24 protein-coding genes are annotated in these 25,118 nt (G+C 65.9%); 16 read left to right on the top strand and 8 right to left on the bottom strand.

Features of this window, described 5'->3' with window-relative positions:
- Positions 1–19: 19 nt before the first annotated feature.
- Positions 20–1,975: an alpha/beta hydrolase family protein gene (locus ACODTW_RS12770; protein WP_488946402.1), complete on the top strand. Its 1,956-nt coding sequence runs from the start codon at positions 20–22 to the stop codon at positions 1,973–1,975.
- Between the two features lie 3 nt (positions 1,976–1,978).
- Here ACODTW_RS12770 and ACODTW_RS12765 read toward each other — a convergent pair whose 3' ends face one another.
- Both ACODTW_RS12765 and ACODTW_RS12760 read right to left on the bottom strand, forming a co-directional pair.
- Complete coding sequence (locus ACODTW_RS12765) at positions 1,979–2,869, bottom strand: serine hydrolase domain-containing protein (protein WP_488946401.1); 891 nt, start codon at positions 2,867–2,869, stop codon at positions 1,979–1,981.
- A gap of 7 nt (positions 2,870–2,876) precedes the next feature.
- Positions 2,877–4,112 carry a divergent polysaccharide deacetylase family protein gene (locus ACODTW_RS12760; protein WP_488946400.1) on the bottom strand — a complete coding sequence of 412 codons (1,236 nt, stop codon included), beginning with the start codon at positions 4,110–4,112 and terminating at the stop codon, positions 2,877–2,879.
- A gap of 184 nt (positions 4,113–4,296) precedes the next feature.
- On the opposite strand from ACODTW_RS12760, the gene ACODTW_RS12755 reads away from it, so the two are divergent.
- The 7 genes from ACODTW_RS12755 to ACODTW_RS12725 all read left to right on the top strand — a co-directional run bounded on the left by ACODTW_RS12755 (position 4,297) and on the right by ACODTW_RS12725 (position 9,880).
- Complete coding sequence (locus tag ACODTW_RS12755) at positions 4,297–4,899, top strand: anthranilate synthase component II (protein WP_488946399.1); 603 nt, start codon at positions 4,297–4,299, stop codon at positions 4,897–4,899.
- 7 nt (positions 4,900–4,906) lie between these two features.
- Positions 4,907–5,944, top strand: coding sequence for an anthranilate phosphoribosyltransferase (trpD, locus tag ACODTW_RS12750; RefSeq protein WP_488946398.1), 1,038 nt, complete (start codon positions 4,907–4,909; stop codon positions 5,942–5,944).
- Entirely contained in the window at positions 5,941–6,765 is an 825-nt protein-coding gene (gene trpC / locus ACODTW_RS12745; protein WP_488946397.1) for an indole-3-glycerol phosphate synthase TrpC, read from the top strand. Before trpD ends, trpC begins: the two co-directional genes overlap by 4 nt.
- Positions 6,762–7,247, top strand: coding sequence for a cyclic pyranopterin monophosphate synthase MoaC (gene moaC / locus ACODTW_RS12740; protein WP_488946396.1), 486 nt, complete (start codon positions 6,762–6,764; stop codon positions 7,245–7,247). The genes trpC and moaC overlap by 4 nt, the downstream gene beginning before the upstream one ends.
- Positions 7,248–7,355: 108 nt before the next feature.
- Positions 7,356–8,555 (top strand): molybdopterin molybdotransferase MoeA, encoded by a 1,200-nt coding sequence (locus ACODTW_RS12735; RefSeq protein ID WP_488946395.1) that lies wholly within the window; start codon positions 7,356–7,358, stop codon positions 8,553–8,555.
- Positions 8,556–8,788: 233 nt separating this feature from the next.
- Complete coding sequence (gene lexA / locus ACODTW_RS12730; protein ID WP_488946394.1) at positions 8,789–9,526, top strand: transcriptional repressor LexA; 738 nt, start codon at positions 8,789–8,791, stop codon at positions 9,524–9,526.
- A gap of 132 nt (positions 9,527–9,658) precedes the next feature.
- The gene (locus ACODTW_RS12725) at positions 9,659–9,880 is read left to right on the top strand and encodes a hypothetical protein (protein ID WP_488946393.1); all 222 of its coding nucleotides are present in this window, start codon (positions 9,659–9,661) and stop codon (positions 9,878–9,880) included.
- 18 nt (positions 9,881–9,898) lie between these two features.
- On the opposite strand, the gene ACODTW_RS12720 is transcribed toward ACODTW_RS12725, so the two are convergent.
- Both ACODTW_RS12720 and lipB read right to left on the bottom strand, forming a co-directional pair.
- Complete coding sequence (locus tag ACODTW_RS12720; RefSeq protein WP_488946392.1) at positions 9,899–10,108, bottom strand: hypothetical protein; 210 nt, start codon at positions 10,106–10,108, stop codon at positions 9,899–9,901.
- A 1-nt stretch (position 10,109) separates the two neighbouring features.
- Positions 10,110–10,790, bottom strand: a complete 681-nt coding sequence (gene lipB, locus ACODTW_RS12715; RefSeq protein ID WP_488946391.1) for a lipoyl(octanoyl) transferase LipB — start codon at positions 10,788–10,790, stop codon at positions 10,110–10,112.
- Between the two features lie 173 nt (positions 10,791–10,963).
- On the opposite strand from lipB, the gene cimA reads away from it, so the two are divergent.
- Complete coding sequence (gene cimA / locus ACODTW_RS12710; RefSeq protein ID WP_488946390.1) at positions 10,964–12,589, top strand: citramalate synthase; 1,626 nt, start codon at positions 10,964–10,966, stop codon at positions 12,587–12,589.
- Between the two features lie 38 nt (positions 12,590–12,627).
- Positions 12,628–13,422 carry an RNA methyltransferase gene (locus ACODTW_RS12705; RefSeq protein ID WP_488946389.1) on the top strand — a complete coding sequence of 265 codons (795 nt, stop codon included), beginning with the start codon at positions 12,628–12,630 and terminating at the stop codon, positions 13,420–13,422.
- A gap of 165 nt (positions 13,423–13,587) precedes the next feature.
- Here ACODTW_RS12705 and ACODTW_RS12700 read toward each other — a convergent pair whose 3' ends face one another.
- Positions 13,588–13,839, bottom strand: a complete 252-nt coding sequence (locus tag ACODTW_RS12700) for a hypothetical protein (RefSeq protein ID WP_488946388.1) — start codon at positions 13,837–13,839, stop codon at positions 13,588–13,590.
- A gap of 492 nt (positions 13,840–14,331) precedes the next feature.
- Here ACODTW_RS12700 and ACODTW_RS12695 point away from each other — a divergent pair, with 492 nt between their 5' ends.
- The 4 genes from ACODTW_RS12695 to ACODTW_RS12680 all read left to right on the top strand — a co-directional run bounded on the left by ACODTW_RS12695 (position 14,332) and on the right by ACODTW_RS12680 (position 17,808).
- Complete coding sequence (locus ACODTW_RS12695) at positions 14,332–15,348, top strand: ABC transporter substrate-binding protein (RefSeq protein ID WP_488946387.1); 1,017 nt, start codon at positions 14,332–14,334, stop codon at positions 15,346–15,348.
- Positions 15,349–15,354: 6 nt separating this feature from the next.
- Positions 15,355–16,113 carry an ABC transporter permease gene (locus ACODTW_RS12690; RefSeq protein ID WP_488946386.1) on the top strand — a complete coding sequence of 253 codons (759 nt, stop codon included), beginning with the start codon at positions 15,355–15,357 and terminating at the stop codon, positions 16,111–16,113.
- Positions 16,110–16,868, top strand: coding sequence for an ABC transporter ATP-binding protein (locus ACODTW_RS12685; RefSeq protein WP_488946385.1), 759 nt, complete (start codon positions 16,110–16,112; stop codon positions 16,866–16,868). The genes ACODTW_RS12690 and ACODTW_RS12685 overlap by 4 nt, the downstream gene beginning before the upstream one ends.
- A 112-nt stretch (positions 16,869–16,980) precedes the next feature.
- Positions 16,981–17,808: a hypothetical protein gene (locus ACODTW_RS12680; protein WP_488946384.1), complete on the top strand. Its 828-nt coding sequence runs from the start codon at positions 16,981–16,983 to the stop codon at positions 17,806–17,808.
- A gap of 79 nt (positions 17,809–17,887) precedes the next feature.
- On the opposite strand, the gene ACODTW_RS12675 is transcribed toward ACODTW_RS12680, so the two are convergent.
- Entirely contained in the window at positions 17,888–19,156 is a 1,269-nt protein-coding gene (locus ACODTW_RS12675; RefSeq protein ID WP_488946383.1) for an NAD(P)/FAD-dependent oxidoreductase, read from the bottom strand.
- Positions 19,157–19,398: 242 nt separating this feature from the next.
- On the opposite strand from ACODTW_RS12675, the gene ACODTW_RS12670 reads away from it, so the two are divergent.
- A complete protein-coding gene (locus ACODTW_RS12670; protein WP_488946382.1) occupies positions 19,399–21,642 on the top strand; it encodes a methyl-accepting chemotaxis protein in 2,244 nt (747 codons plus the stop codon).
- Between the two features lie 24 nt (positions 21,643–21,666).
- Here the strand turns inward: ACODTW_RS12670 and ACODTW_RS12665 are convergent, their stop codons facing one another.
- Together ACODTW_RS12665 and recG are read right to left on the bottom strand one after the other, a co-directional pair.
- Positions 21,667–22,449 (bottom strand): ArsR/SmtB family transcription factor, encoded by a 783-nt coding sequence (locus tag ACODTW_RS12665; RefSeq protein WP_488946381.1) that lies wholly within the window; start codon positions 22,447–22,449, stop codon positions 21,667–21,669.
- A gap of 110 nt (positions 22,450–22,559) precedes the next feature.
- Positions 22,560–24,641 carry an ATP-dependent DNA helicase RecG gene (gene recG, locus ACODTW_RS12660; protein ID WP_488946380.1) on the bottom strand — a complete coding sequence of 694 codons (2,082 nt, stop codon included), beginning with the start codon at positions 24,639–24,641 and terminating at the stop codon, positions 22,560–22,562.
- A 100-nt stretch (positions 24,642–24,741) separates the two neighbouring features.
- Here recG and ACODTW_RS12655 point away from each other — a divergent pair, with 100 nt between their 5' ends.
- Positions 24,742–25,014: an FAD assembly factor SdhE gene (locus ACODTW_RS12655; RefSeq protein WP_488946379.1), complete on the top strand. Its 273-nt coding sequence runs from the start codon at positions 24,742–24,744 to the stop codon at positions 25,012–25,014.
- The last annotated feature ends 104 nt before the right edge of the window (positions 25,015–25,118 follow it).

The following is a 25,118-nucleotide window of genomic DNA, read 5'->3' as shown; positions in this document are numbered from 1 at the left end:
CATAAACAGGGGGAACGGGATGATGGGGTTTGGGGGAAACGTGCCGCGGCTGGTCGGCCTGCTATTGTGCGCGGCCTTTACGGGGGGAGCCCCGGCCGTGCTGGCCGACCCCGCACCCCTTCTGCCGGTCGAATATTTCGCGCATCGGCCCGTGATGGCGGATGTCGACCTGTCGCCCGACGGCAGTCATGTCGCCTTTCTGGCGCCGGTCAATGGCCACCAGCATCTGGTGGTGCGCAAACTGCCCATCACCCAAGGGGAGAAACCGGCCATCATCGGGCCGTCCGATGCGGAAATTGTCGGGTTCGACTGGATCAGCAATGAACGCCTGCTGGTGCGCATCCTGACGACGGAGAAGATGAACACCACCGACGGGCGGCTTCCCCTGCGCTTTACCCGCACGGTGTCCGTTTCCCGTGATTTGCAGGAAGTGAAGGTGCTTTTGCAGCGGCCGCCGGACAATGGCTATATCCTGCAGCACACCCCCATCCTGCAATTCATCGACGATGAAAATGTGCTGGCGGCCTTCCCGACGGAAAACGGGCCCTGGCCCGGTGTTATCAAACTGAACGTGCTGACGGGCAGCTACTCCCGCGTGCGCCGGCCGGTGCGCAACGTCATGTCCTATATTCCCGATCCGACCGGGGAAATCCGCATCGCGGAAACCTATGACGACCGCAAACTGGAAAGCCGCTATCTGCGCCGCGTGGCCGGGGGCGATTTCGAAGTGATGATGAAGAACAAGGTCCTGGAGGATGACGGGGCCTTCGCCATCCTGGGCTTTGATGCGTCCGGCCAGAATCTTTTCGTCGCGTCCCGGCACGAGGGCGACCTGTCGGCCATCTACAAATATGATCTGGCCAATGACCAGATGGGAGAGAAGGTGGCCAGCGACCCGCATTTCGATGTGGACGGCGCCATCGTGCAGCGCGGCGCCGTCGTCGCCTTTGCCTGGATGGACGACCTGCCGCGTCGCCAATGGCTGGACCCCGCTGTCCAACGGGTGCAGGACGCGCTGGACAAGGCGCTGCCGGACAGCCGGGAAATCGTCATCGATACGGCTGCCGGCGGCAATCTGGTGCTGGTTGCCAGTTTCTCGACATCGGCGCCCACGACCTATCGCCTGTTCGATCGGCGAACGAAGGAATTCGCCCTGTTCGGCGACACCTATCCCGGTATCGCCCAGGATATGATCAGCCCGCGCAAGCCCGTCACCTACAAGGCGACCGATGGCACGGACATACCGGGCTATCTGGTTCTGCCGGTGGGGGTGGAGGGCCGGAACCTGCCCTTCATCATCATGCCGCATGGTGGCCCGTTCAGCCGCGATGATGGCACCTTTGACGTGATGGCCCAGTTCCTGGCCAATCGCGGCTATGGCGTGCTGCAGCCCAATTTCCGGGGCTCCACCGGCTATGGCGCCGCCTTCAACGAAGCGGGGGAGCATCAGTGGGGCGGGTTGATGCAGGATGATGTGACCGATGCCGCGAACTGGGCCGTGGCCCAGGGCTATGCCGACCCCCGGCGCATGTGCATCCTGGGCTGGTCCTATGGCGGCTACGCGGCGCTGATGGCGGCCGTGAAGACACCCGACCTGTTCAAATGCGCCGTCGCCACGGCGCCTGTCGCCAATCTGGAGCGGCTATATGACGAGGTGAAAATCTCCGGCTTCGGCAATCTGACGCGCGGGCTGCATTTCGGCAGCGATTCCGATGCGTTGAAGCCGATCTCCCCCTATCATCAGGCCGACAAGATCAAGGTGCCGGTCCTGCTGGTCCATGGCGATCTGGATTATCAGGCGTCCGTCGGCCATAGCCGCGACATGCGCCGCGCCCTGGAACGGGCCGGCAAGCCGGTGGAATATGTGGAGATCAAGGGAATGGACCATTCCCCCCTGGTCACCGAACAGATGAAGAAGGTGCTGGAGGCTTGGGAGAAATTCCTGAAGGCGAATATCGGCCCGGGCGCATCCTGACGGTCAGGACAGCAGACGGCGCACGACCTCGTTCTCTGTTGTGGTGGGATGGCCGTCGTCGCTGAAACAGGCGGCAGTTTGAACAGAGCCGGGGGACAGGCGGTGATAGACGGCCCCCGTGCTGCCGGGTCCGCCAGCCGAATGGCCCGTGACATCGAACGCCCGGCCCGGTGCCGTGCCCATCCGCCCCACCATCAGGCCCAGCCCGTATCCAGGCGCCAGCCAAGGGCGACCGGAAATGGGGCCACCCAGGTCATGACGGGCGGTCATCGTCGTCCGCGCCGACGGTGACAGGAGATCGCCGGTCAATAGCCGGTGCAGGGCCAGGGCCGCTTCCGACACCGGCCCGATGATGGTGCCGTGATAAACCCAGCCAGGGTCATAGCCATGGCCGCCCGCAAAGACGGTGCCATCCATGTCCGCCACGGTTACGGCCAGCCGCGCGGACGGCAGCCCCAACGGGCGCAGCACCAGATGGGCCAGCAGCTCGGCCAATGGCTGGTCGCAGAGCCGTTCAAGAGCCCGCCGGACCAGCAGATAGCCGACATTGGAATAGGCCCAGCCCGCGCCCGGTGCGAACAAGGGCCGGTCGGGCGGCACGCGGCTCAGCAGCGCGGCGTCATCCCAAGGCGCCGTTCCCGCCGCAACGGCCGCGTGATAGTCGGGCAGCCCGCCATAATCGCCGAGGCCTGACTTGTGCCCCAGCAATTGCCGCCAGCTATACGGCCAGCCGGGCACGGGCTGGTCCAGATCCAGCCGGCCTTGGTCGCACAGACGCAAGGCAGCCGCTGCGATCAGCGGCTTGGTGACACTCCACCAGGGGACGACCGCCTGCGACGCTTGCGCCATCAGGCAACCATTGCCGTCGACCGCGGCCGTGAGGAGGGTTGCCATGACGGTGTCACCCGTGGGGCAGGGCTGCCGTCAGCGGCACCAGTTGGAAGCCCTTGGCCTCCAGCGTCGGCAGCCATTGGGCCAGGGCGGCCGTTGTCACGTCATGCGGGTGGCCGATGGCGATGGCCAGGCCCTTGCGCCGCGCGATTTCCTCCACCTTGGCCAGGGAGGCGGCCACGGCCTTGGGCGTCATCTCATGGTCCAGGAACACGTCGCGCGCCAGGATCGGCACCTTGTAATGGGCGGACAGGGGCCCGGCCTTGGTGTCGGCCGTGGTGCGGCTGTCCAGGAACATCAGGCCCCGGCCGGCCAGTTCCGCCATGACCACGGCCATGCCGTGCTGATCGGCGGTGAAGCGGCTGCCCATATGGTTGTTGATGCCGACAAAGCCCTGGAAGGCGGACAGGTTGGCGGCCAGACGCTGGCGCAGGACCGCCTCGTCCATCCTGGTGGTCAGGGCGCCGGGGCCAGGGTCCTCCTTGCCCGTCGGTTCCATGGGCATATGGACCAGCAATTCGTGTCCGCCCGCCCGTGCCCGCTCCGTCAGGTGCGGCAGGTCGCGGGCATAGGGCAGCCAGGCAAAGGTCAGGGGACCGGGCAGCGTCATGGTCTTTTCGGTACGCGCGCGGTCGACGCCCATATCATCAATGACAATGATGATGCGCGGCCGTCCGTCCGCCGCCGGGGCCGGCAGAGCGAAATGCTTCCAGGCGGGCGTGCCGGCCGGCACCTCCGTCACGGGGGGCAGCGGGCGGGGTGGGGGCAGCATCGCCGTTTGCGTGGGCTTGGGCGCTGCGGTTGGGGCCTGTTGTGCCGGCGCTGTCGGCTGCTGGGCAGGTGGTGCATCCGGCACGGCGGGTGCGGGGCCGGGCAGGGTGGGCAGGTCGGCCTGTTCGGCCGCGTCCTCGTCCGTTGCGTCCTCCGGCTCGTCCGGGGCGTCGGCGTCGGCGGCTTCCTCCGTCGGGGTCAGGGCGGGCCCGGCGGGGACCGGGTGATAGCGTTCCTGGCCCAGCAGCGCCGTCAGGCCGCCGGCCACCAGTACCAGGGCGATGAAGCCAAGCGCGATGCGCCCGCCCAGGTTCAACCGGCCCAGCCACATCAGGGCCAGGCGCCGCGTCCGCACCAGCCCGTCGCGCCCCCGCTTGGCCCGGCTGCCCCCCACGGTGACGCGGGGGCGCTTCGGCTTCGGGCTGCCGGCGGGACGGGGGCGGTTGGTGCCGGGGGGCCGGGTGGGGGCGGGCATGGAAAAGGCAACCTCGGCGGGAAGGGATGGACAAGCTTAGTGCTACAAAGCGGGTACGGCGCGCAATGCCCCAGCCGCAATGCCGCCCGCCGGACAGGACAGGGCTGCACGGACTGGAAATCAGGACGGTCAGTCTGTAGGCTTCGCGGTCCAAGGCCCAGGGGGCCGTTGCTGGAATATGGCCATGCTGCTGTTCATCGACAATTACGACAGTTTCACCTGGAATCTGGTGCATTATCTGGGCGAATTGGGCGCTGACATGGCCGTGTGGCGTAATGATGCCCTGAGCGTGGAAGAGGCGCTGGCGTTGAAGCCGGAAGCCATCGTCCTGTCGCCCGGTCCCTGCGACCCGGACAAGGCCGGCATCTGCCTGCCCATCATCCATGCCGCGGCCGAACATAAGATCCCGCTGATGGGTGTGTGCCTTGGGCATCAGGCCATCGGTCAGGCCTTTGGCGGCCGGGTCATCCGCGCGCCGGAACCCATGCATGGCAAGCTGTCGGACGTGTATCATGATGGCAAGGGTCTGATGGCGGGCCTGCCCAGCCCGTTCAAGGCCACGCGTTACCATTCCCTGATCGTGGAGAAGGAAACGCTGCCGGATTGCCTGGAATCCACGGCCTGGCTGCCTGACGGCATGATCATGTCGCTGTCACACAAGACGCTGCCCATCCATGGCGTGCAGTTCCATCCGGAAAGCATCGCGTCCGAACATGGGCACAAGATCTTCGACAATTTCCTGACCCTGGCCGGCGTGACGCGCGGGCCGCGGCTGCGCGTAGCGTGAGGCGGCGATGTCGGGAAATATGGGGGATTTCAAGACGCTGCTGGCCAAGGTTGCCACCGGCGCCAGTCTGAGTGAGGAGGAGGCGGAACACGCCTTCTCCATCATCATGGCGGGCAATGCCACGCCGTCGCAGATGGGCGGGTTCCTGATGGCGCTGCGCGTGCGCGGCGAAACGGTGGCGGAGATCACAGGCGCCGCCCGCGCCATGCGGGCCAAGGCCATCCGGATCGACGCGCCCGACGGCATCATCGACACCTGCGGTACCGGTGGCGACGGGGCCCATACCTACAACATCTCCACGGCCGTGGCCTTTGTCATTGCCGGCTGCGGTGTGCCGGTGGCCAAGCATGGCAATCGCGCCATCTCCTCCAAATCGGGGGCGGGGGATGTGCTGTCGGCGCTGGGCGTCAATCTGGATGCCGATTTCACCCTGGTGAAGCGGGCGCTGTTCGACGCCCATATCGGCTTCCTGCTGGCGACCCGCCATCACACGGCCATGCGCAATGTCGGGCCGACGCGGGTCGAACTGGGCACGCGCACCATCTTCAATCTGATGGGCCCGCTGTCCAATCCGGCTGGTGCCAAGCGGCAGTTGATGGGCGTGTTCGACGCCAGATGGGTCGAACCGCTGGCCCATGTGCTGCGCAACCTGGGCTCCACCCGCGCCTGGGTGGTCAGCGGCGCGGACGGTCTGGACGAGATCACGACCACCGGCCCCACGCATGTGGCCGAGTTGCGCGATGGTCAGGTCCGCACCTTCACCATCACGCCCGATGATGCCGGCCTGCCGCGCGCCACGCTGGCCGAGCTGCGCGGTGGCATGCCGGAGGAGAATGCCGAGGCGTTGCGCGCCGTGCTGGCGGGGGCCGAAGGCGCCTACCGCGACATCGTCCTGCTGAACGCGGCGGCCGCCCTGGTCGTGGCCGACGCCGTGCCCGACCTGAAGGCGGGGGTGGCGAAGGCCGCCGATTGTATCGCATCCGGACAAGCGACCCTGGCGCTCGACCGGCTGGTTTCCATCACCAACACGCCGTTGACGCTATGACCAACCAACAGACACCCGACGTCCTGGCCCGTATCTGCGCCGACAAGGCCGACCATGTGGCCCGCGCCAGGGCCGCCCGGCCCCTGTCCATGGTGGAAGCACTGGCCCGGGAGCAGCCGGCCCCGCGCGGCTTTGCCAAGGCGCTGGAGAACACCGTGGCGCAGGGGCGCTGGGCCCTGATTGCAGAGATCAAGAAGGCCAGCCCCTCCAAGGGCCTGATCCGGGCTGATTTCGACCCGCCGACCCTGGCGCGGGCGTACAGCGACGCGGGCGCCACCTGCCTGTCGGTGCTGACCGATGTCCCCTATTTCCAGGGGGATGACGCCTTTCTGCAGGCGGCGCGTTCCGCCGTGGACCTGCCGGCGCTGCGCAAGGATTTCATGATCGATCCCTATCAGATCGTGGAAAGCCGGGCGCTGGGTGCCGACTGCATCCTGCTGATCATGGCCTGCCTGGACGATGTCCTGGCCCGCGACCTCTATGACGCCACCGTGGATCTCGGCATGGATGTGCTGGTGGAGGTGCATGACGAGGCGGAGATGGAACGGGCGCTGAAGCTGCCCGGCGGTCTGCTGGGCGTGAATAACCGCAACCTGAAGACCCTTGCCATCGATCTGGCCACGACGGAGCGCCTGGCCGCCATGGTCCCGGCGGGCCGGCATCTGGTGGCGGAAAGCGGCATCCACAGCCCGGCCGACCTGACCCGGCTGGCGGCAGCCGGGGCGCGGCGCTTCCTGATCGGGGAAAGCCTGATGGCCAAGCCCGATGTGGCGGCCGCCACCCGTGCCTTGCTGTCCACACCCATGGTGGCAGCAGCATGAGCAACCCCCTGACCCATTTCGACGAGGCGGGCAACGCCGCCATGGTCGATGTCTCCGCCAAGGAGGAGACGGTCCGCGTCGCCATCGCCCGCGGCCATGTCACCATGCGGCCGGAGACATTGGCCTTGATCCGCGATGGGGGAGTGGAAAAGGGCGATGTGCTGGGCGTGGCCCGGCTGGCCGGGATCATGGCGGCGAAGAAGACGCCCGACCTGATCCCGCTCTGCCATCCGCTGATGCTGTCCAAGGTTGCGGTCGATTTCCAGCTGGATGCCCGCGCCAACCGGGTGGAGATTGAGGCCACGGTCAAGCTGAAGGGCCGCACGGGTGTGGAGATGGAGGCGCTGACCGCCGTCACGGTGGCCGCACTGACCATCTATGACATGTGCAAGGCTGCGGATAAGGGCATGATCATCGGCGGCGTGCATCTGGTCTATAAGGAAGGTGGCAAGAGCGGCACCTTTTCCGTGCTGCCGGAGTAAGGGCCGCACAGGATCGGGAGAAAATCGGGGGTGTCGCCGCCTTGCCCCGTTGCCGTCCGTGATATATGCCCCAATATGTCGACGTCCTGCGACTGACGGAGCATCCGCGTGATCCCCCTTTCCGAGGCCCGTGCCCGCATCCTGGCCAAGATCGCCCCGTTGCCGGCCGAACAGGTGCCGATCACCCAGGGGCTGGGCCGGGTGCTGGCCGCCGATGTGGTGGCGCGCGTCACCCATCCGCCTGTCGCTGTATCCGCCATGGATGGCTGGGCCGTACGCACGGCGGATATCGCCTCCTTCCCCGTCACGCTGACCCGCATCGGGGAAGCGCCGGCCGGTTGCCCCTTCATGGGCGCGGTGGGGCCGGGGCAGGCCGTGCGCATCTTCACCGGTGGCGCCCTGCCCGATGGGGCCGACACCGTGGTGGTGCAGGAGGATGCGGACGATCATGGCGCCACCGTTACATGCAAGGATGGCGGTGGCCCCGGCCGCTGGGTCCGACCGGCGGGGCAGGATTTTGCCACGGGTGATGTCGGGGTGCCGGCGGGGCGCAAGCTGACCGTGCGCGACATCGCGCTGGCCGCGTCGATGAATGTGCCCTGGCTGAAGGTGCGACGCCGCCCGCGTGTCTCCATCCTGGCTACCGGCGACGAGGTGGTGATGCCCGGCGATATGCTGGCGCCCGGCCAGATCGTCAGTTCCAATTCGCTGGCCCTGTCCGCCCTGGTCCGGCAACTGGGTGGGGAGGCGGTGGATCTGGGGATTGCCGGCGACAGCACCGACAGCTTGTCCGCCCTGATCGCCGCTGCGTCGGGCACCGACCTGCTGGTCACCATCGGCGGCGCGTCGGTGGGGGAACATGATCTGGTGCGCTCCGCCCTGGGTGCGGCCGGGCTGGAGCTGGATTTCTGGAAGATCGCCATGCGGCCGGGCAAGCCGCTGATGTTCGGCCGCATGGGCGGCGTGCCCGTCATCGGTCTGCCGGGCAATCCGGTTTCCGCCCTGGTCTGCGCCTGGCTGTTCCTGCGCCCGCTGCTGCTGGGCCTGCAGGGGCTGCCCACGGATGACGCGGTGCGCGACGCCGTGCTGGCTCGCGATATGGGCCCCAATGACGGACGGGCCGACTTCATCCGCGCCAGACTGGCGGTGGACGGGCAGGGCAGGGAAGTGGCCGAGCCATTTCCCAAACAGGACAGCGGAATGTTGAGCCGGCTGGCCTGGGCCGACTGCCTGATCCTGCGCGCGCCGCACGCCCCGGCCGTGAAGGCCGGGGAGATGGTGCGGATCATGCCGCTGGACGCGCTTTGACGCGGTGATCCGCCCGGCTTCGGCTTTTTTCCTCCCGGTCTGGCGCAACACGGCCTGCAACCATGCAGGGAGTATCCTTTCCGAAGCTTCACCAGATTCTCGCAGAAAAACACGAACCAAACTGGAACATTGATTGACGTTCCGGGATTGTTCTATATTCTGACAGTGAATATGCCGATGGCTGGACGCCCGAATATCGGGCGGTCGCGACCGGACCAGGCTGAGGGGATGCCATGCTGACGCGCAAGCAACAGGAACTGCTGTTCTTCATCAATGACCGGCTGAATGAGGGGGGCGTGTCGCCTTCGTTCGATGAGATGAAGGATGCGCTGGGCCTGAAGTCGAAGTCGGGCATCCATCGTCTGATCACCGGACTGGAGGAGCGGGGGTTCATCCGTCGCCTGCCGCACCGCGCCCGCGCGCTGGAAGTGCTGCGCCTGCCGGAGAAGCCGTTGGCCAAGACAAAGCCCGTGCCGGCCGCTGCCGCCCCGGCCCCTGTGGCGGAGGTGTCGCCGCGCTTCAAGCCCAATGTCATCAAGGGGGATTTCCGCGGCGCCCTGCCGGGTCGGCAGGCCAGCAACGATGCCGAAGCGGTGGCCCTGCCGCTCTATGGCCGCATCGCCGCCGGTTTGCCGATCGAAGCGATGCGCGATAATTCCGTCACCATCGATATCCCGGCCAGCATGGTGGGGGCTGGTGACCATTACGCGCTGGAAGTCGCCGGTGACAGCATGGTGGAAGCCGGCATTCTGGACGGCGACACGGTGATCATCCAGCGCTGCGACACGGCGGAGAATGGCACCATCGTCGTCGCCCTGGTCGATGGGCAGGAAGTGACGCTGAAGCGGCTGCGTCGGAAGGGCAATTCCATCGCCCTGGAACCGGCCAACCCGAATTACGAAACCCGGGTCTTCGGCTCTGACCGCGTCAATGTGCAGGGCCGGCTGATCGGGCTGATCCGGCGTTACTGATCCCGTTGGTTGTGGCGGCCCGTCCCCACGGAAGGAGGCGCCGCCGCAATCCCGTCACCGACGTGCCGTGCTTTCGCCCGGTGCCGCGCGCAGGGTCCTGGTCATCCAAGCCTGTTGATGGTGACCCCGATCATGTCCGCCGTTCCACCGCGCATTCTGCTTTTGCTGCTGCTGCTGCCGCTGCTGTTGGCCGCCTGCGCCGGTCCCTGTGGTCGCATCGACAGGGAATTGCGGCAATTGAATGCCGACACCATCCGCAACCCCGCCATCGCCGCCGACGGGCGTTATCTGTCGCAGTTCCAGGAGCTGGCGGCGCAGTCGGTCGAACATGGCTGCCTGGCGGACGACCGGTAGGGGACGTGTCCAGGGGGCTCAGCCCCTTCCTTCCATCAGGTCGCGGATGCGCGACAAATGCTGGCAGGCGCGGCCCACCCCCAGCAGCAGCACGCCCAGCAGCAGGCCGACCAGGGCGGGGCCATAGGTGTCCGGCGTGGGGGCGACCAGCATGAAGGCGCTGACCACCAGGGCGGCGGTGCCGACGCCGTAAAGGACCAGGGCGCTGATGCTGCGGCGCGGGTTCATCTCAATCCTCCACGGCGCAGGCGGCGGGCGTCCGGGCGACGGCATTTTCGCCGAACACTTCTTCAAACGCGGCCTGCATGGCCATGTCCACCTCCGGCATCGTGACGATATGGCCCAGGGCCGCCAGCGAGGTGACGCCATGTTCGCGGATGCCGCAGGGCACGATTCCCCCGAAATGGCTCAGGTCCGGCTCCACATTCAAGGAGACACCGTGGAAGCTGACACCGCGACGCACGCGCACGCCGATGGCGGCGATCTTGTTCTCTGTGCCCGGCTGGCCGAAGGGACCCATATCGACCCAGACGCCGACGCGGCCGCAGCGGCGTTCGCCCTTTACGGCGAACTGGGCCAGGGTGCGGATCAGCCATTCCTCCAGCCGCCAGACGAAATCATGCAGGTCGCCGCCGCGCGCCTGTACATCCAGCATGACATAGCCGATGCGCTGCCCCGGCCCATGATAGGTATATTGGCCACCGCGCCCCGCCTGGAACACGGGGAACTGCATGGGGGCCAGCAGGTCCGTCTCCCGCGCCGACGTGCCGGCGGTGTAGAGCGGGGGATGTTCCAGCAGCCAGACGGTTTCCGGCGCCGTGCCGGCCCGCACCTCGGCCACGCGCGCTTCCATGAAGGCAAGGGCTTCCGGGTATTCGACTAGGCTATCGCTGATCCGCCACAGGGCCATGATGGGCAACTTCCGAAGCTTGGGGGGAGCTTTGGCTGCCTATTTAGGGCAAAAACGCCCGCTTACCAATGGGCATGCGACCGGGGGACAGTTGCCCCATGCGCGCATGACCATTGATCCGCCGGCCGCGATGCGCCACATTCGGCAACGTCGTTGCTATCTGGCCTTTGATTATGAACGAAACGAACCGCGTCTATCTCTATGACACCACGCTGCGCGACGGGGCGCAGACCTCCGGCGTTGATTTCACCGTGGCGGACAAGATCGCCATCGCGCAGGAGCTGGACGCGCTGGGCATTGATTATGTCGAAGGCGGCTGGCCCGGGGCCAACCCGACGGACGACGCCTTCTTCGCCGATCCGCCGCATCTGCACCGCGCCACCTTCACGGCCTTTGGCATGACCCGCCGGCCGGGCCGCAGCGCGTCGAACGATCCTGGCCTGTCGGCCCTGCTGGACAGCCCGGCCGATGCGGTGTGCATCGTTGGCAAGACCTGGGATTTCCATGTCGATGTCGCGCTGTCGATTCCGCGGGAGGAAAATCTCTCCCTGATCGCCGACAGCATCCGGGAAATCGCGGCGCGTGGGCGTGAGCCCTTGTTCGACGCTGAACATTTCTTCGATGGGTTCAAGGCCAATCCCGATTATGCCCTGTCCTGCGTGAAGGCGGCGTATGAGGCGGGGGCCCGCTGGATCGTGCTGTGCGACACCAATGGCGGCACCCTGCCGGACGAGGTGGAACGCATCGTCGGGGAAGTGACCAAGCACATCCCCGGCGGTCGCATCGGCATCCACACCCATAATGACACGGAAAACGCCGTGTCCAATTCCCTGGCCGCCGTGCGCGCCGGGGCCCGCATGGTTCAGGGCACGCTGAACGGGCTGGGGGAGCGCTGCGGCAATGCCAATCTCCTGTCCCTGATCCCGACCCTGTCGGTGAAGATGGGGTTCGAGACGGGGGTGGATGCCGATGGCATGGCCCGTCTGGTCCATATCAGCCGCATGCTGGACGAGCGGTTGAACCGCACGCCCAACCGCCACGCGGCCTATGTCGGTGAAAGCGCCTTTGCCCATAAGGGCGGGCTGCATGTCTCCGCCGTGGAGAAGGATCCCAGCAGCTACGAGCATGTCGATCCGTCGCTGGTCGGCAACCGCCGGCATGTTCTGGTCTCCGATCAGGCCGGCCGGTCCAACATCCTGGCCCGCCTGCGCGAGGTGGGGGTGGCCGTCGACCCCAGGGATGAGCGGGTCGGCCATCTGGTTGATCTGGTCAAGCGCCGGGAGTTCGAGGGCTATGCCTTCGATGGGGCCGAAGCCAGCTTCGAGCTGCTGGCCCGCCGTGCCCTGGGGGAGGTGCCGGACTATTTCCGCCTGGCCGCCTTCCGCGTGCTGGATGAACGCCGCTGGAACGCCAAGAACGAGCTGGTGACCCTGTCGGAGGCCACCACGAAGGTGGAGGTGCCGGGCCCCAACGGTCCGGAATCGGTGATGACGGTGGCAGAGGGCAATGGCCCCGTGAACGCCCTGGATCAGGCGCTGCGCAAGGCTCTGATCCCCGTCTATCCGGCGCTGGAGGGCATGCGGCTGGTCGATTACAAGGTACGCATCCTGAATGCCCAGGATGGAACCAAGGCCGTGACCCGCGTCATGATCGAAACGGCGGACCGCCACGGACACCGCTGGTGTACGGTCGGCGTGTCGGCCAATGTCATCGATGCCAGCTTCAATGCCCTGTCGGACAGCATTACCTATTGCCTCTACCGGGCTGGTGCCGCTATCGACAATCCTGCGGCGGCCTGAGGTCGGGCCGCCTTTCAGGGTCCAGATAGCGGCAAGCGATGTCCAGCGGTACGAACAAGCGGGAATTGGCCAAGATGCAGGCGGACGGCGATGGGCCGGCCGTCATCCTGATCGAACCCCAGATGGGGGAGAATATCGGCGCCTGTGCGCGGGCCATGCTGAATTGCGGTCTGACTGATCTGCGTCTGGTCAATCCGCGTGATGGCTGGCCCAACGAGAAGGCGGTATCGGCATCCGCCGGCGCTACCCTGGTGCTGGACCGCGTGCGCGTGTTCGACAGTACGCCCGCCGCCATCGCCGACCTGCACAAGGTCTTCTCCACCGCCGCGCGTGTGCGCGACATGGTGAAGCCCGTCGTCACCCCGCGTGAGGCCGCGAACGAGATGCGTGGCCATTGGTCGATCGGGCGCAAGGTCGGGCTGATGTTCGGGCCCGAGCGAACGGGTCTGGTCAATGATGACATCACCCTGACCGACACGCTGATTTCCGTGCCGCTGAACCCCGGCTTCTCCTCGCTCAACCTGGGGCAGGCCGTGCTGCTGGTCGCCTATGAATGGTGGATGACGGGGGTGGAGGCGGAAGACCGCTATCTGCATACCGGCGCGTCGGAGCCGGCCACCAAGGCCGAATTGCAGAACCTGTTCGATCATCTGGAAGGCGAGCTGGAACAGTCCGGATTCTACACCCATCCGGACAAGCGCCCCTCCATGATCCGCAATGTGCGCAACACGCTGCAACGCTGTGGCATGACTGAACAGGAAGTGCGCACCTTCCACGGCGTCATTGCGGCCCTGGCCGGGCGCAAGAAGCAGCGCAAGGCGGAGGAGGGGTAACCCCCGCCAAGGCCGGCAGCCGCAGGAAACGTCAGCGTTCGCAGGTCGGGGTGAGCGTATGCGACCCCCGACATTATAAAGGCAGCGTCGGCTGTCGGGGTTCGCTCAGGCTTCCCCCGACCTGCGCACCGCCCTGGGTCGGGTCGACGGGACGGAACAAGGAAATCACGCCGCCGTCGCGCGGAAGCCCCAGGATCGGAACACCTGTCCGCGGCTGTCCTGGCGGCGCGTGTCGGCCCGTGCCTCCGCCTCGCGCTGGCGGGCGGCCTTTTCCACGGCGGCGACGCTGTTATATTTCCGGCCATCCAGGCTGCTGAACAGCGGATGGGCGGCAAAGAAGCGGTATCCCTGGCCGTCGGCGACGGCGATGCCGGCGCTGTAGCGGCCGGTTTCAATGCTGAATGCCTGATTGGTCATGATATGTGTCTCCCATCGCGGCAAATAGCATAGCCGCGCTGTACAATCGCTTGGGGCAGGTGGATGGACGCGTGACCGGACGCGTCAACAACACCGCATTCGGGTCTTGCCGGGAGGTTCAATCTGCTGAAGCGAGCGGGTTGTGTGGCCCATATTGCCCTTCCTTACCAATGGTTTGAACCAAACCACGAAGGGACTTCGTGGCGCTTTAGCGTTTGTTGACGCGGCGCAAGCTGCTGTTCGTCAAATTGCCGCGGACTGGTGGGCGTCACCCTGGACCTTGCGGTCACGGGTTCAGATTTGGTGATCCGGACGCCACTGTCAAGGGGTGAATCGCTATTTTCTGAACCTGATCAATTCCACATAACACATATGAAAACTGTTCTTTGTGTAAATTCACATTCCGTGTTGACGAAACCGGGGAAATAACAAACCTTGCATGGCGACGGCGCCCCCCGCCGAACCGGAATGCCCCCAAGGAGGCCGTTCAACATGTCGATTGCCCGTTTCGCCACCCGGCTGATTGCTGCCACCGCCCTGACCGCCACGCTTGTCGGCGGTGCGTCTGCTGCCGATCCGGTGGTGGTGCGTGCGGCCTATATCCCCGTGCTGGGGGCGGCGCAGGCCTTCGTCATCGACAGCCAGGGCTGGGATCTACGGAACGGCTTCGATCTGCAGCTGAAGCAGTTCGACAGCGGCCCCAACGCCATTCAGGCTGTGACCTCGGGCACGATCGATGCCTATATCGCCGGTGTCGCCCCCGTCATTGTGGCCAACAGCAAGGGCATCGGTATCAAGGTCGTGGCCGCCACGGCGGTGGAGGAACTGGTGGTTGCCGCCGGTCCCGATCTGGCCGGCATCTCGGCCAAGCCGGCTGAAGCCATCGCCGCCCTGTCCAAGAAGCTGGGGCGCCCGCTGAAGCTGGCGACGCAGCCCGCCGGTTCCGTGCCCAACACCTTCCTGCAATATTGGCTGTGGGAAGTGGCCAAGGTGGACAAGGCCTATGTCGAGTTAGTGCCGCAGGGTATCGACGCCACGCAGCAGGCGCTGCTGGTCGGTGCCGTGGACGGCGCCATCATCCGCGAACCCGCCCTGACCATCATCACCGACCGCAATCCGGGCGTGAAGGTGCTGGCCTATGGTGGCGACATCATGAAGAACCAGCCGGGCAATGTCATCGCCCTGACTGATGATTTCACCGCCAAGCACCCGGACATCGCCCAGAAGCTGGTCGAACTGACCGCCAAGGCGACGGAAGTGCTGAAAAAGGACAAGAAGATCGCCGTTGCCGCCGTGGAATCGGCCATCGGCAAGGGCCTGATCCCGCCGGCGACGCTGGAACGGGCGCTGGCTTCCCCGGCGGTCAAGTTCAACACCGATCCCGCCGCCATCGTGGCCGAAGTTGGCTTGGTGCAGGATTATCAGGTGAAGCTGGGCACGGTGAAGGCGGCCGTTCCCGTCGAGCAGCTCTTTGATCTGTCCTATTACAAGAAGGCCGCGGGAAAGTAAGACACCATGACCCGTTCGCCCCTTCGCCGACTGGCCCTGTCTTTACTGGGCGTTGTCCTGTTCTTCGCCCTGTGGGAGGCGCTGCCCCGGCTGGGGCTGGTCAAGGCCGTGCTGCTGCCGGCGCCCAGTGATATTCCCGCCACCTTCTGGCAGGAACTGACCTCAGGCGCCTGGGCCTCGGCCGTGCTGGAAAGCCTGCGCCATTATCTGTCGGGTCTGGTGCTGGGCTCGGCCCTGGGCGTGGCGCTGGGCGTGGCGACGGGCATGTCGCGCACGCTGGAGGATATGACCAACTGGATCGTGCGCCTGCTGCGTCCCATTCCGGGTCTGGCCTGGGTGCCGTTCGCCATCATCTGGTTCGGCGTATCCTCCACCGCGGCCAATTTCATCATCGTCGTCGGGGTGTTCTGGATCAATTACTTCGCGGCACTGGGCGCCGTACAGGCCGTGGACCGCGATCTGATTGAACTGGCCGACGCCTTCGGCCATCGCTCGCCGTTGGCCAAGCTGGTGAAGGTGATCCTGCCGGCGTCGGTCCAACCCATCATGGCCGGCCTGCGCACCGGCCTGGGGCAAGCCTGGATGGCGGTGGTGGCGGCGGAACTGTTCGGCGTGGCGGGGCTGGGCCAGCGCATGATGCAGGCCTCCTCGCTGCTGGCGACCGATATCGTCGTCGTCTACATGATCACCATGGCGCTGCTTTATGGCGTCGTCGACATGATTTTCGTCGCCCTGCGCGACCGTCTGCTGGCGTGGAAAGCATGATTTCGATCAAAGATCTGGCGCTGGCTTTCGGCCGGGATGGCGGGCAGACGACGGTACTGAAGGATTTCAACCTGGATATCCAGGACGGGGAATTCGTGGCCGTGGTGGGCGCGTCGGGCGTGGGCAAATCCACGCTGCTGCGCGTCATTGCCGGGCTGGTGAAGCCCAGTGCCGGCACGGTGACGCGCGACCATCCGGAAACGCCCGGCCGCCGCCCCTATGCCCTGGTGTTTCAGGATGCGCGGCTGCTGCCCTGGCGACGCGTCGCCAGGAACGTTGAATTCGGGCTGGAAGGGCTGGGCCTGGACAAGGCCGCGCGCCGCCGCCGTGCGCTGGACGCGCTGGAACTGGTGGGGCTGGCCGACAAGGCGGACCGCTGGCCGCACCAGCTTTCGGGTGGTCAGCGCCAGCGTGTGGCCATCGCCCGCGCCCTGGCCGTTGATCCCGACCTGCTGATGATGGATGAACCGTTCGGTGCCCTGGACGCCATCACGCGTCAGGGTTTGCAGGATGAACTGGTGGAGCTGTGGCAGCGGACGGGCAAGACCATCCTGTTTGTCACCCATGACATTGACGAGGCGGTGTATCTGGCCGACCGGGTCATCCTGCTGGCCGGCAGCCCCGCCGGCGTCCGCAGTACGGACCAAATCACGGCCCCGCGTCCGCGTCCGCGCGACGATGCCGGGGCCCGCCGCACGGCCAATGCCATCCGCGACCGCCTGTCGGGGGTGGGCGAGGCTGGCGAGGGCATCTGACATATATTTAATGTGCCAGTCTTAAATTCACGCGACAGCAAGTCGCTTAACATCCGTGCAAGGGAAGATACCCCGATCCGGTATCCAGCTATCCCTTGCCCGGAGGTTACCCATGGCCCCCCGTTCCGCACCGACGTCCACCCGCCAGAATGCCTATGCCGCTACCACCGGCAGCATCACACCGACGGGGCTCGCCGCCGGCCACACCTTCGTGCAGCCTGTGCTGGCCGAAGGTTTGCTGAAATTCGGCATCCTGGACGATCTGCTGCACCCATCCAGCGACGATGCCGATCAACCGGCCGACATCGACAGCCGTCCCGATGTCAGCAGCAGGACAACGACCACCACCGACACTGGCAGCATCACCAGTGTCAGTTTCGATGATGGCTCCACGCTGGTGGTGACGCGCAGCCACACGACCGACAACGATACGCTGACGGCGGTGCGGACTGATTCCACCGGCACCGTGACCACCGACACCCATTCGGTGACGAAGCTATCCGATACGCAGATCCAGATCAGCGATACGCACAGTGACGGCAGCAGCCGCACCACCACCATCGACAGCAGTGCGGGCACCACCCTGGTGCAGACGGTGGAAGCCGATGGCGACACCGCCACCCTGACCCTGACCCAGGACCAGACACTGGCGACCGTGACGGCGCATCTGGTGGTGACACAGGCCGATGGCGATACCGGCATCCTTGATTATTCGCTGACCCGCAGCGGTACCACGGAGACGGTGGATATTTCCGGCCAGACCGCTGACGGGGTGACGGTGGACAGTGTCATCATCATCGACGGCACGGCCCGCACCGTGAAGGTGACCGACCATCAGGGCGACATTGCCACCTACAATATCGCCACTTTCATGCACGAGGTTCATGACCATGGCCTGGTCGGCGTCGTGGCCGACGTGACCAGCGGCTATTTCGGGTGAGGTGAGGGAGCCTCCACAAGGCCGGGCGGCGGCGGAGCGGACGCAACCGTTCCCCGCCGCCCGGCAATTCCCATGACCGTCACAGCCAGTCCTGGATCCGGTACCAGAGCATGCCCAGCACCAGGGCCGGCATCTTCAACATGCCGGGGCCGGGGAAGGGCCGGTGCGGCACGCGGGCGAAGATGTCGAAACGGCCATGCTGTCCTGCAATGGCCTCTGCGATGACGCGGCCGGCGATGGCGGTCAGCGCCACGCCATGGCCGCTATAGCCCTGGGCGAAATAGGTGGTCGGGCTGATCCGGCCCAGATGGGGCAGGCGGTTCATGGTGATGGCCACATGCCCGCCCCAGCAATAGTCGATGGCAAGATCGGCCAGTTGCGGGAAATACTTCAGCATGGTGGCGCGCAGGGACTGTTTCAGCCCCGGCCGGTCGAAACCGGAATAGCTGACCCCGCCGCCGAACAGGAAACGGTTGTCGGGGCTGCGCCGGTAGTAGTTCAGCACGAAATTGACATCGGCCACGGCGATGCCTGAGGGGATCAGGGCATGGGCCCGCTCCGGGTCCATCGGTTCAGTGCCGATGATATAGGTGCCGGCGGGCATGACCCGGCTGCGGATGGGGGGACACAGACCGCCCAGATAGGCATTGCCGGCCAGGACCAGGAATTTTGCCGCCACCTTGCCTGTGGCCGTGGCCGCGACAGGGTTGGCGCCCGTGTCGATGCGTACCACGCGGCTGCCCTCATGAATGCGCACGCCCAATCGCTCGGCCGCCGCGGCCAGCCCCAGGGCGTAGTTCAGCGGATGCAGCTGCCCGCTGCCGGCATCGTACAACCCGCCCAGATAGGCGTCGGTGGCGACCATGGCGCGGGTTTCGTCACGGCTGACCATGCGGGTCTTGTCATAACCCAACCCGTCCAGTTCCGCCTTGTGTTCGGCCAGCCCCACCATGTGCCGCGGTTTCAAGGCGGCCAGCAGATATCCCCATTTCAGGTCGCAATCGATGCCGTGCCGGTCAACCAGATCGGCCAGCAGGCGCTTGGCTTCTTCCGACAGGTCCCAGAGATGGCGGGCATCGTCCTTGCCGACCCAGCCCTCGATCTCCCCGATTCCCTTGTTGAAGCCGGTCACGATCTGGCCGCCATTGCGGCCCGACGCGCCCCAGCCGACCGTCTCTGCCTCCAGCACGACGACAGACAGGCCCTTTTCTGCCAGTTCGATGGCTGTCACCAGCCCCGTATAGCCGGCGCCGATCACGCAGACATCGGCTGTCAGATCGCCCACCAGCATGGTGCGGGCGGGGGCGGCATGGGCCGTTGCGGCGTACCAGGACGGGGCGTGGGGCATGATCTTTGTCCGCTGGCCGGGAAAACGACAATACCGGCCTAATCCATCGGGTTGGGGCAGGTCAATCTGCGCCTGCGGGAATTCCACCCTTCCAGCTTAACCGTCTTTCGGATAGGGCCGCAGTTCAGAAAGTATGACTTTTTGGCGCAGGGGACGGCGACCGCATCCTGCTATTAATCTGATAAACAGTGTACAGGTCTATTATAAAGTCAAAGTTCTCATTTCGGATGGGGAAGTCGGCCATGTTCCAGTCGCTACGAATTGCCCATAAATTAGGCTTGCCGGTCCTGCTGTTTCTTTTTCCAATCGGCTATCTGCTTTATGCGCTGATCGCCCAGCAGCAGATCGCGATTGATTTCGCGCACAAGGAAGTGGCCGGCACCGAATACCTGTCCGGGCTGCAGCATGTGCATATGGCGTTGGGTCGGGCGGCGACCGGTGGCCCTGCCGCCAATGGCGCAGAGCTGGCGGCGGCCGTCACCAAGCTGGAAGCCCAGCATGGCGACGGCATGGAAAGTGCGGGCAAGGCCAAGGCCCTGTCCGACATCCTGGGCAACAAGGGGGCGGTGGAGACCGCGAAGCGGGAAGCGGCGCGGACCCTGATCGCCCAGATCGGCGACAAGTCGAACCTGATCCTGGACCCGGACCTGGACAGCTATTACGCCATGGATATCGTGGTGGTGAAGCTGCCGGCCCTGGCCGACCAGACGGCGGATCTGACCGCCATGGCCGCCAGGGCCTGGGCCGCCGACGCGACGGAAAAGGACCGTATCGCCCTGTTCGTGGCCCTGGGCCGGTTCCAGGAGACCTTGTCGGGCGTCGTCGCCTCGGCCCAGTCCGGCTATAGCGGCAACGCCGATGGCAGCCTGAAACAGGCGCTTTCCGGTCCCGTGGCGGCCGCGCAGAAGGCGGCGGAACTGCTGTCCGAAGCGGCCGACGACCGGGCATTGACGGTGGCGGAGGTGCAGGCGGCGCTGGCGGCGCAGGACAAGCTCTATACGGCCACGTCCGCGGAACTGGAACGGCTGCTGACCCAGCGCATCAGCGGCTTCCGGTCGGCGCAGCTGATCACCCTGCTGATCTCCTTCGTGCTGTTCGCCATCGGCAGCGCCGCCGTCTATCTGGTGGTCCGCCGCTTTGTCATCCAGCCGCTGGACCATCTGACGGTCGCCATGGGGCGCCTGTCGGAGGGAAAGCTGGATACCGAGGTTGACCATGCCGACAGCGGGGACGAGGTGGGGGCCATGGCCCGCGCCCTGCTGGTGTTCAAAAGCAATGCCCTGCGCAATCTGGAACTGGAAACCGAACAGGCCCGCGACCAGGAACGCCGTCTGCGCCGGCAGCAGGCGCTGGAGACGCTGACCCGCGATTTCCAGGTGGCCATCGGCACGGAGCTGCGCCGGGTGACCGACGCGGCGTCCAAGCTGGAGGAGACAGCGTCGGCCCTGTCGGCCCAGGCGGACCAGACGGCTGACCGCAGCCGTGATGCCGGCTACAGCGCCAGCCAGGCCACGGCCAATACCCAGACCGTGGCCGCCGCGACAGAGGAACTGGCCGCCAGCAGCAGCGAGATCGGGGCCCAGGCCGAACGCACAGCCGCCACCACCCGTACCGCAGTGGATGAGGCGGAGCGGGCCCGCAGCGTGATGGACGAACTGGTCAGTGTGGCCGATGGCGTGAACGCCGTCGTGCGCTTCATCCAGGATATTGCCAGCCAGACCAACCTGCTGGCGCTGAACGCCACGATCGAGGCAGCAAGGGCCGGCGATGCCGGCAAGGGCTTCGCCGTCGTGGCGTCGGAGGTGAAGGCCCTGGCCAACCAGACCGCCCAGGCCACCGACGAGATTCAGGCCAAGGTGGCGGCGGTAAAGGTGGCGGCGGACAATGCCACCGGCATCCTGTCCCACATCACCAGCACCATCTCCATCGTCGATGGCAATTCCAGCGCCATCGCCGCCGCGGTCAGCCAGCAATGCGCCGCCACGGGGGAAATCAGCCGCAATGTGACCGAAGCCGCCAACCGCACCTATGAAGTGTCGGATGCCTTGACCCTGGTCGGCGACAGCGCCGATTTCACCAAGAAGGTGTCGGGCGAACTGCTGAGCGCCGCCAATGAGCTGTCGCGGCAGTCCGACCATCTGCGCACGGAGGTGGAGGAGTTCCTGTTTGCCATGCAGACGACGGAGGACCGCCGCCGCTTCGAACGGATCGACCTGGACCGGCCGGCGTCCCTGTTCTCGGGCGATGTGGATGGCTCCGGCCACACGGGCCATCGGCTGGAAAATATCGGCCGCGGCGGCTGCGCCCTGGCCGGCCCCTTCGTGGCGGAGGTGGGCAAGACCGTGACCGTGGTGGTGGATGGCATCCGCTTCAGGGGCCGCGTCGTCACCCAGGATGGGACCGCCACCCGCGTGCAGTTCCGCCTGAACGATGCCACCACCCAGGCGCTGGACAATCTGCTGGACCGGGTGAAGGCGGCGGCCTGACGCCCCCGCCTTCCCGGTTACCGATCAGCCGGCCGACGGCGGTGGGGCGGCGAAGCGGAAGGGCTGGCCCGTTTCCAGCAGCGTCTTCAGGCGCGAAATGGATTCCGGCCAGCCGCCCGTGACCATGCGGCTGGTCAGCGTATCGCCGCCGAAATCGCCATGGGTCAGGACCAGCTTCACCGCAGCGGGCCCGGCCGGGATGATGTCCCACGTCACCTTGGACGGCGGATCACCCGTTACATCCGGGCTCCAGCGGGCGCTGAAACTGTGTGACAGGCGGCGGGGCGGGTCCATCTCCAGGATCTCGCCCACGATCATCTCGTTCCCGTTCAACAGGAAGGTGATGGAACCGCCGACGCGCCAGTCGGTGCGGGAATCCATGTCGAAATGCTGCCAGAGCGGGGTCTTGGCATCATCGGTCAGCGTCGCCCAGACGGCATCGGCCGAAGCGCGGATATAGATTTCATAGACGTGGGTCGGGCCCTTGGACATGGCGAATGCACCTTCCTCGCTCAGGTGTCGGATCGACACCATGGCCCGCGTGAAACCACGGGCGTAGTTGGATATCCAGCGGTCGCCCAGTTCCTGGATGGGAACCGGGTTCAGGTAATGGAACTTCTCCCGCCCCACCTTGCGGGTGGAGACAAGGTTCACCTCTTCCAGCACGCGCAGATGCTTCATCACCCCGAACCGCGTCAGCGGCAGGGCCTGCTCAATCTCCGTCAGCGTCCGCCCGTCGCGTTGCTGCAACAGGTCCAGGATCTGCCGACGAAGGGGATTGGCGATGGCGTCGAAGATGTCGTGCATGGGGGCTTATAGGTGACAATATGGTAACGTGTCAATTTGGTAACGTATCGGGCCTTGCGTAGGGCGCCCGCAGGGCTATCAGGGGGCCATGTCTGTCTAAAAAAGGGTGATTACCCCGACCGCAGATACTTCACCGCCGCATCCCGTTCGAACAGGTACAGCAGCGTGCGCAGCGCCTTGCCGCGTTCCGTCTCCAGTTCCGGGTCGCGCTCCACGATCAGCCTTGCATCGTCGCGCGCCACCGCCAGCAGGTCCCCATGCACGGCCACATCGGCCAGGCGGAATTCCGGGATGCCGGATTGCTTGGTGCCCAGCATTTCGCCGGCCCCGCGCAGTTCCAGGTCCTTTTCGGCGATGATGAAGCCGTCTTCGGTATCCTTCATCACCTGCAAGCGCTGCCGTGCCACCTCACCCAGCGGCTGGTAATAGAGCAGCAGGCAGGTGCTGGCCCCGGTGCCGCGGCCCACGCGGCCGCGCAGCTGGTGCAACTGGGCCAGGCCGAAACGTTCGGCATGTTCGATGACCATGATCGTGGCTTCGGGCACGTTCACCCCCACCTCGATCACCGTGGTGGCGACCAGCACGTCCAGGCGGCCTTCGGCGAAGTCGGCCATGACCTTATCCTTGTCCGGCCCCTTCATCTTGCCATGGATCAGGCCCACGCGGTCGCCCAGCCGTTCGACCAATGCCGCATGGCGATGGGTGGCGGCGGCCAGATCGACCTGCTCGCTTTCCTCCACCAACGGACAGACCCAATAGATGCGCTGGCCCGACGCGATGGCCCGGTGCAGGCCGCCGGCCACTTCCTCCAGCCGGTCGGCATGCATGACCACGGTCTTCACCGGCTGGCGGCCCGGCGGCTTTTCATCCAGGCGCGACACATCCATGTCACCATAGACGGTCAGGGTCAGGGTGCGGGGGATGGGGGTGGCGGTCATCACCAGCGTATCGACCCCGCGCCCCTTGGCCGCCAGTTGCAGGCGCTGATGCACGCCGAACTTGTGCTGTTCGTCGATGACGGCGATTGCCAGATCGGCGAAGGTCACTTCCTCCTGGAACAGGGCATGGGTGCCGACCAGGATGTCGATCTCCCCCGCCGCCAGCCGTTCCAGCAATGCTGCCCGCGCCTTGCCCTTGTCGCGCCCCGTCAGCACGGCGAGATTAACGCCCGCCGCGGCGCACAGCGGCGCCAGCGTGTCGGCATGCTGGCGGGCCAGGATTTCGGTCGGCGCCATCAGGGCCGCCTGTGCCCCCGTTTCCACGGCGTTCAGCATGGCCATCAGGGCGACGATGGTCTTGCCGCTGCCCACATCGCCCTGCAACAGACGCAGCATGCGGGCATTGTCGGCCATGTCGGCATAGATCTCCGCCAGCGACCGGTCCTGCGCGCCGGTCAGGCGATAGGGCAGGGCGGCGGTGACCGCGGCACGCAACCGCCCGTCGCCCGCCGTGACCCGGCCCGCCAGCTTGCGCTGCTGCGCGCGGACCAGGACCAGGGCCAGCTGGTTGGCCAGCAGCTCGTCAAAGGCCAGCCGCTGACGCACGGGACCCAGCGGGTTGATGTCGGCTTCATCCACGGGATTGTGCAGGCGGGTCAGCGCGCTGTGCCAGTCAGGCCAGTCCCGCCGCTTCAGCCAGGCGGCATCCTGCCATTCCGGCAATTCCGGGGTGCGCTCCAGGGCCGCCTGGATGGCCGTGCGCAGCGGCTTGGGGTTTAACCCGCCGGTCAGCGGATATGTCGGCTCCGTCGCCGATGGCGGCGCGCCTTCGTCCGCCGGGGCGGCATGGTCGGGATGGGCAATCTGCAGGTGATTATTGTAATATTCCGCCTTGCCCGACACGGTGATCATCGTGCCCACGGGCAACTTCTTTTCCAGCCAGTCGCCCTTGATATGGAAATAGACCAGATCCATGGCCCCGCTATGGTCCATGCAGCGGATGCGATAGGGCCGGCTGTGCGACAAAGGCGGCACATGCCCATCCACCCGCACCGTCAGCACCACATGCCGCCCGTCCGGCGCCTCGGCAATGGAGGGCACCTGGATGCGGTCGACGATGCCCACGGGCTTGTGCCACAGTAGGTCAACGACATGTGGCCCGGCCAGCCGTTCGGCCAGCTTGCCAAGGCGCGGACCCAGGCCGGGCAGGCTGGTTACAGGCGCGAAAAGCGGGAACAGGATGGCGGGACGCAAGGGTTGACCCTATCTGTCGCGGGGGATGGGGCAGGGGACGGCTGACAGGCCGCCCTGACCGTTCTATATCAAAGCCCAGCTTCAAACCGGAACCAAGATCATGAATGACCTGCCCGACATTGAACTGGACGCCCGCCGCAAGCGTCTGATCTTCCGCAGCGACCATCGCGGGACCAAGGAGATGGATCTGCTGCTGGGCAGCTTCGCCCGCCGCAACATCGCCACGCTGGACGAGGCGCTGGTGGATCGGTTCGAGGTGATGCTGGAACTGTCGGACCCCGATCTTTACAACTGGATCACCGGCCAGGAACCGACCCCGCCGGAATGGGAAGGCCCGCTGATGGACATGCTGCGGGCGCATCGGTATCGGTGAGGGGGATGGGGGTGATGGAGGGCCGAAACGCGTTCCGTCACCTTCTATATGCTTTCCCCGCGAAAGCGGGGATCCAGGGGCCACAGGCTCAACTGTGGTTCCAA

It is taken from the genome of Niveispirillum sp. FG148 (assembly GCF_057809655.1).
Note: the sequence above shows the minus strand (reverse complement) of the source record. Positions and strands in the feature narration are given on the sequence as shown.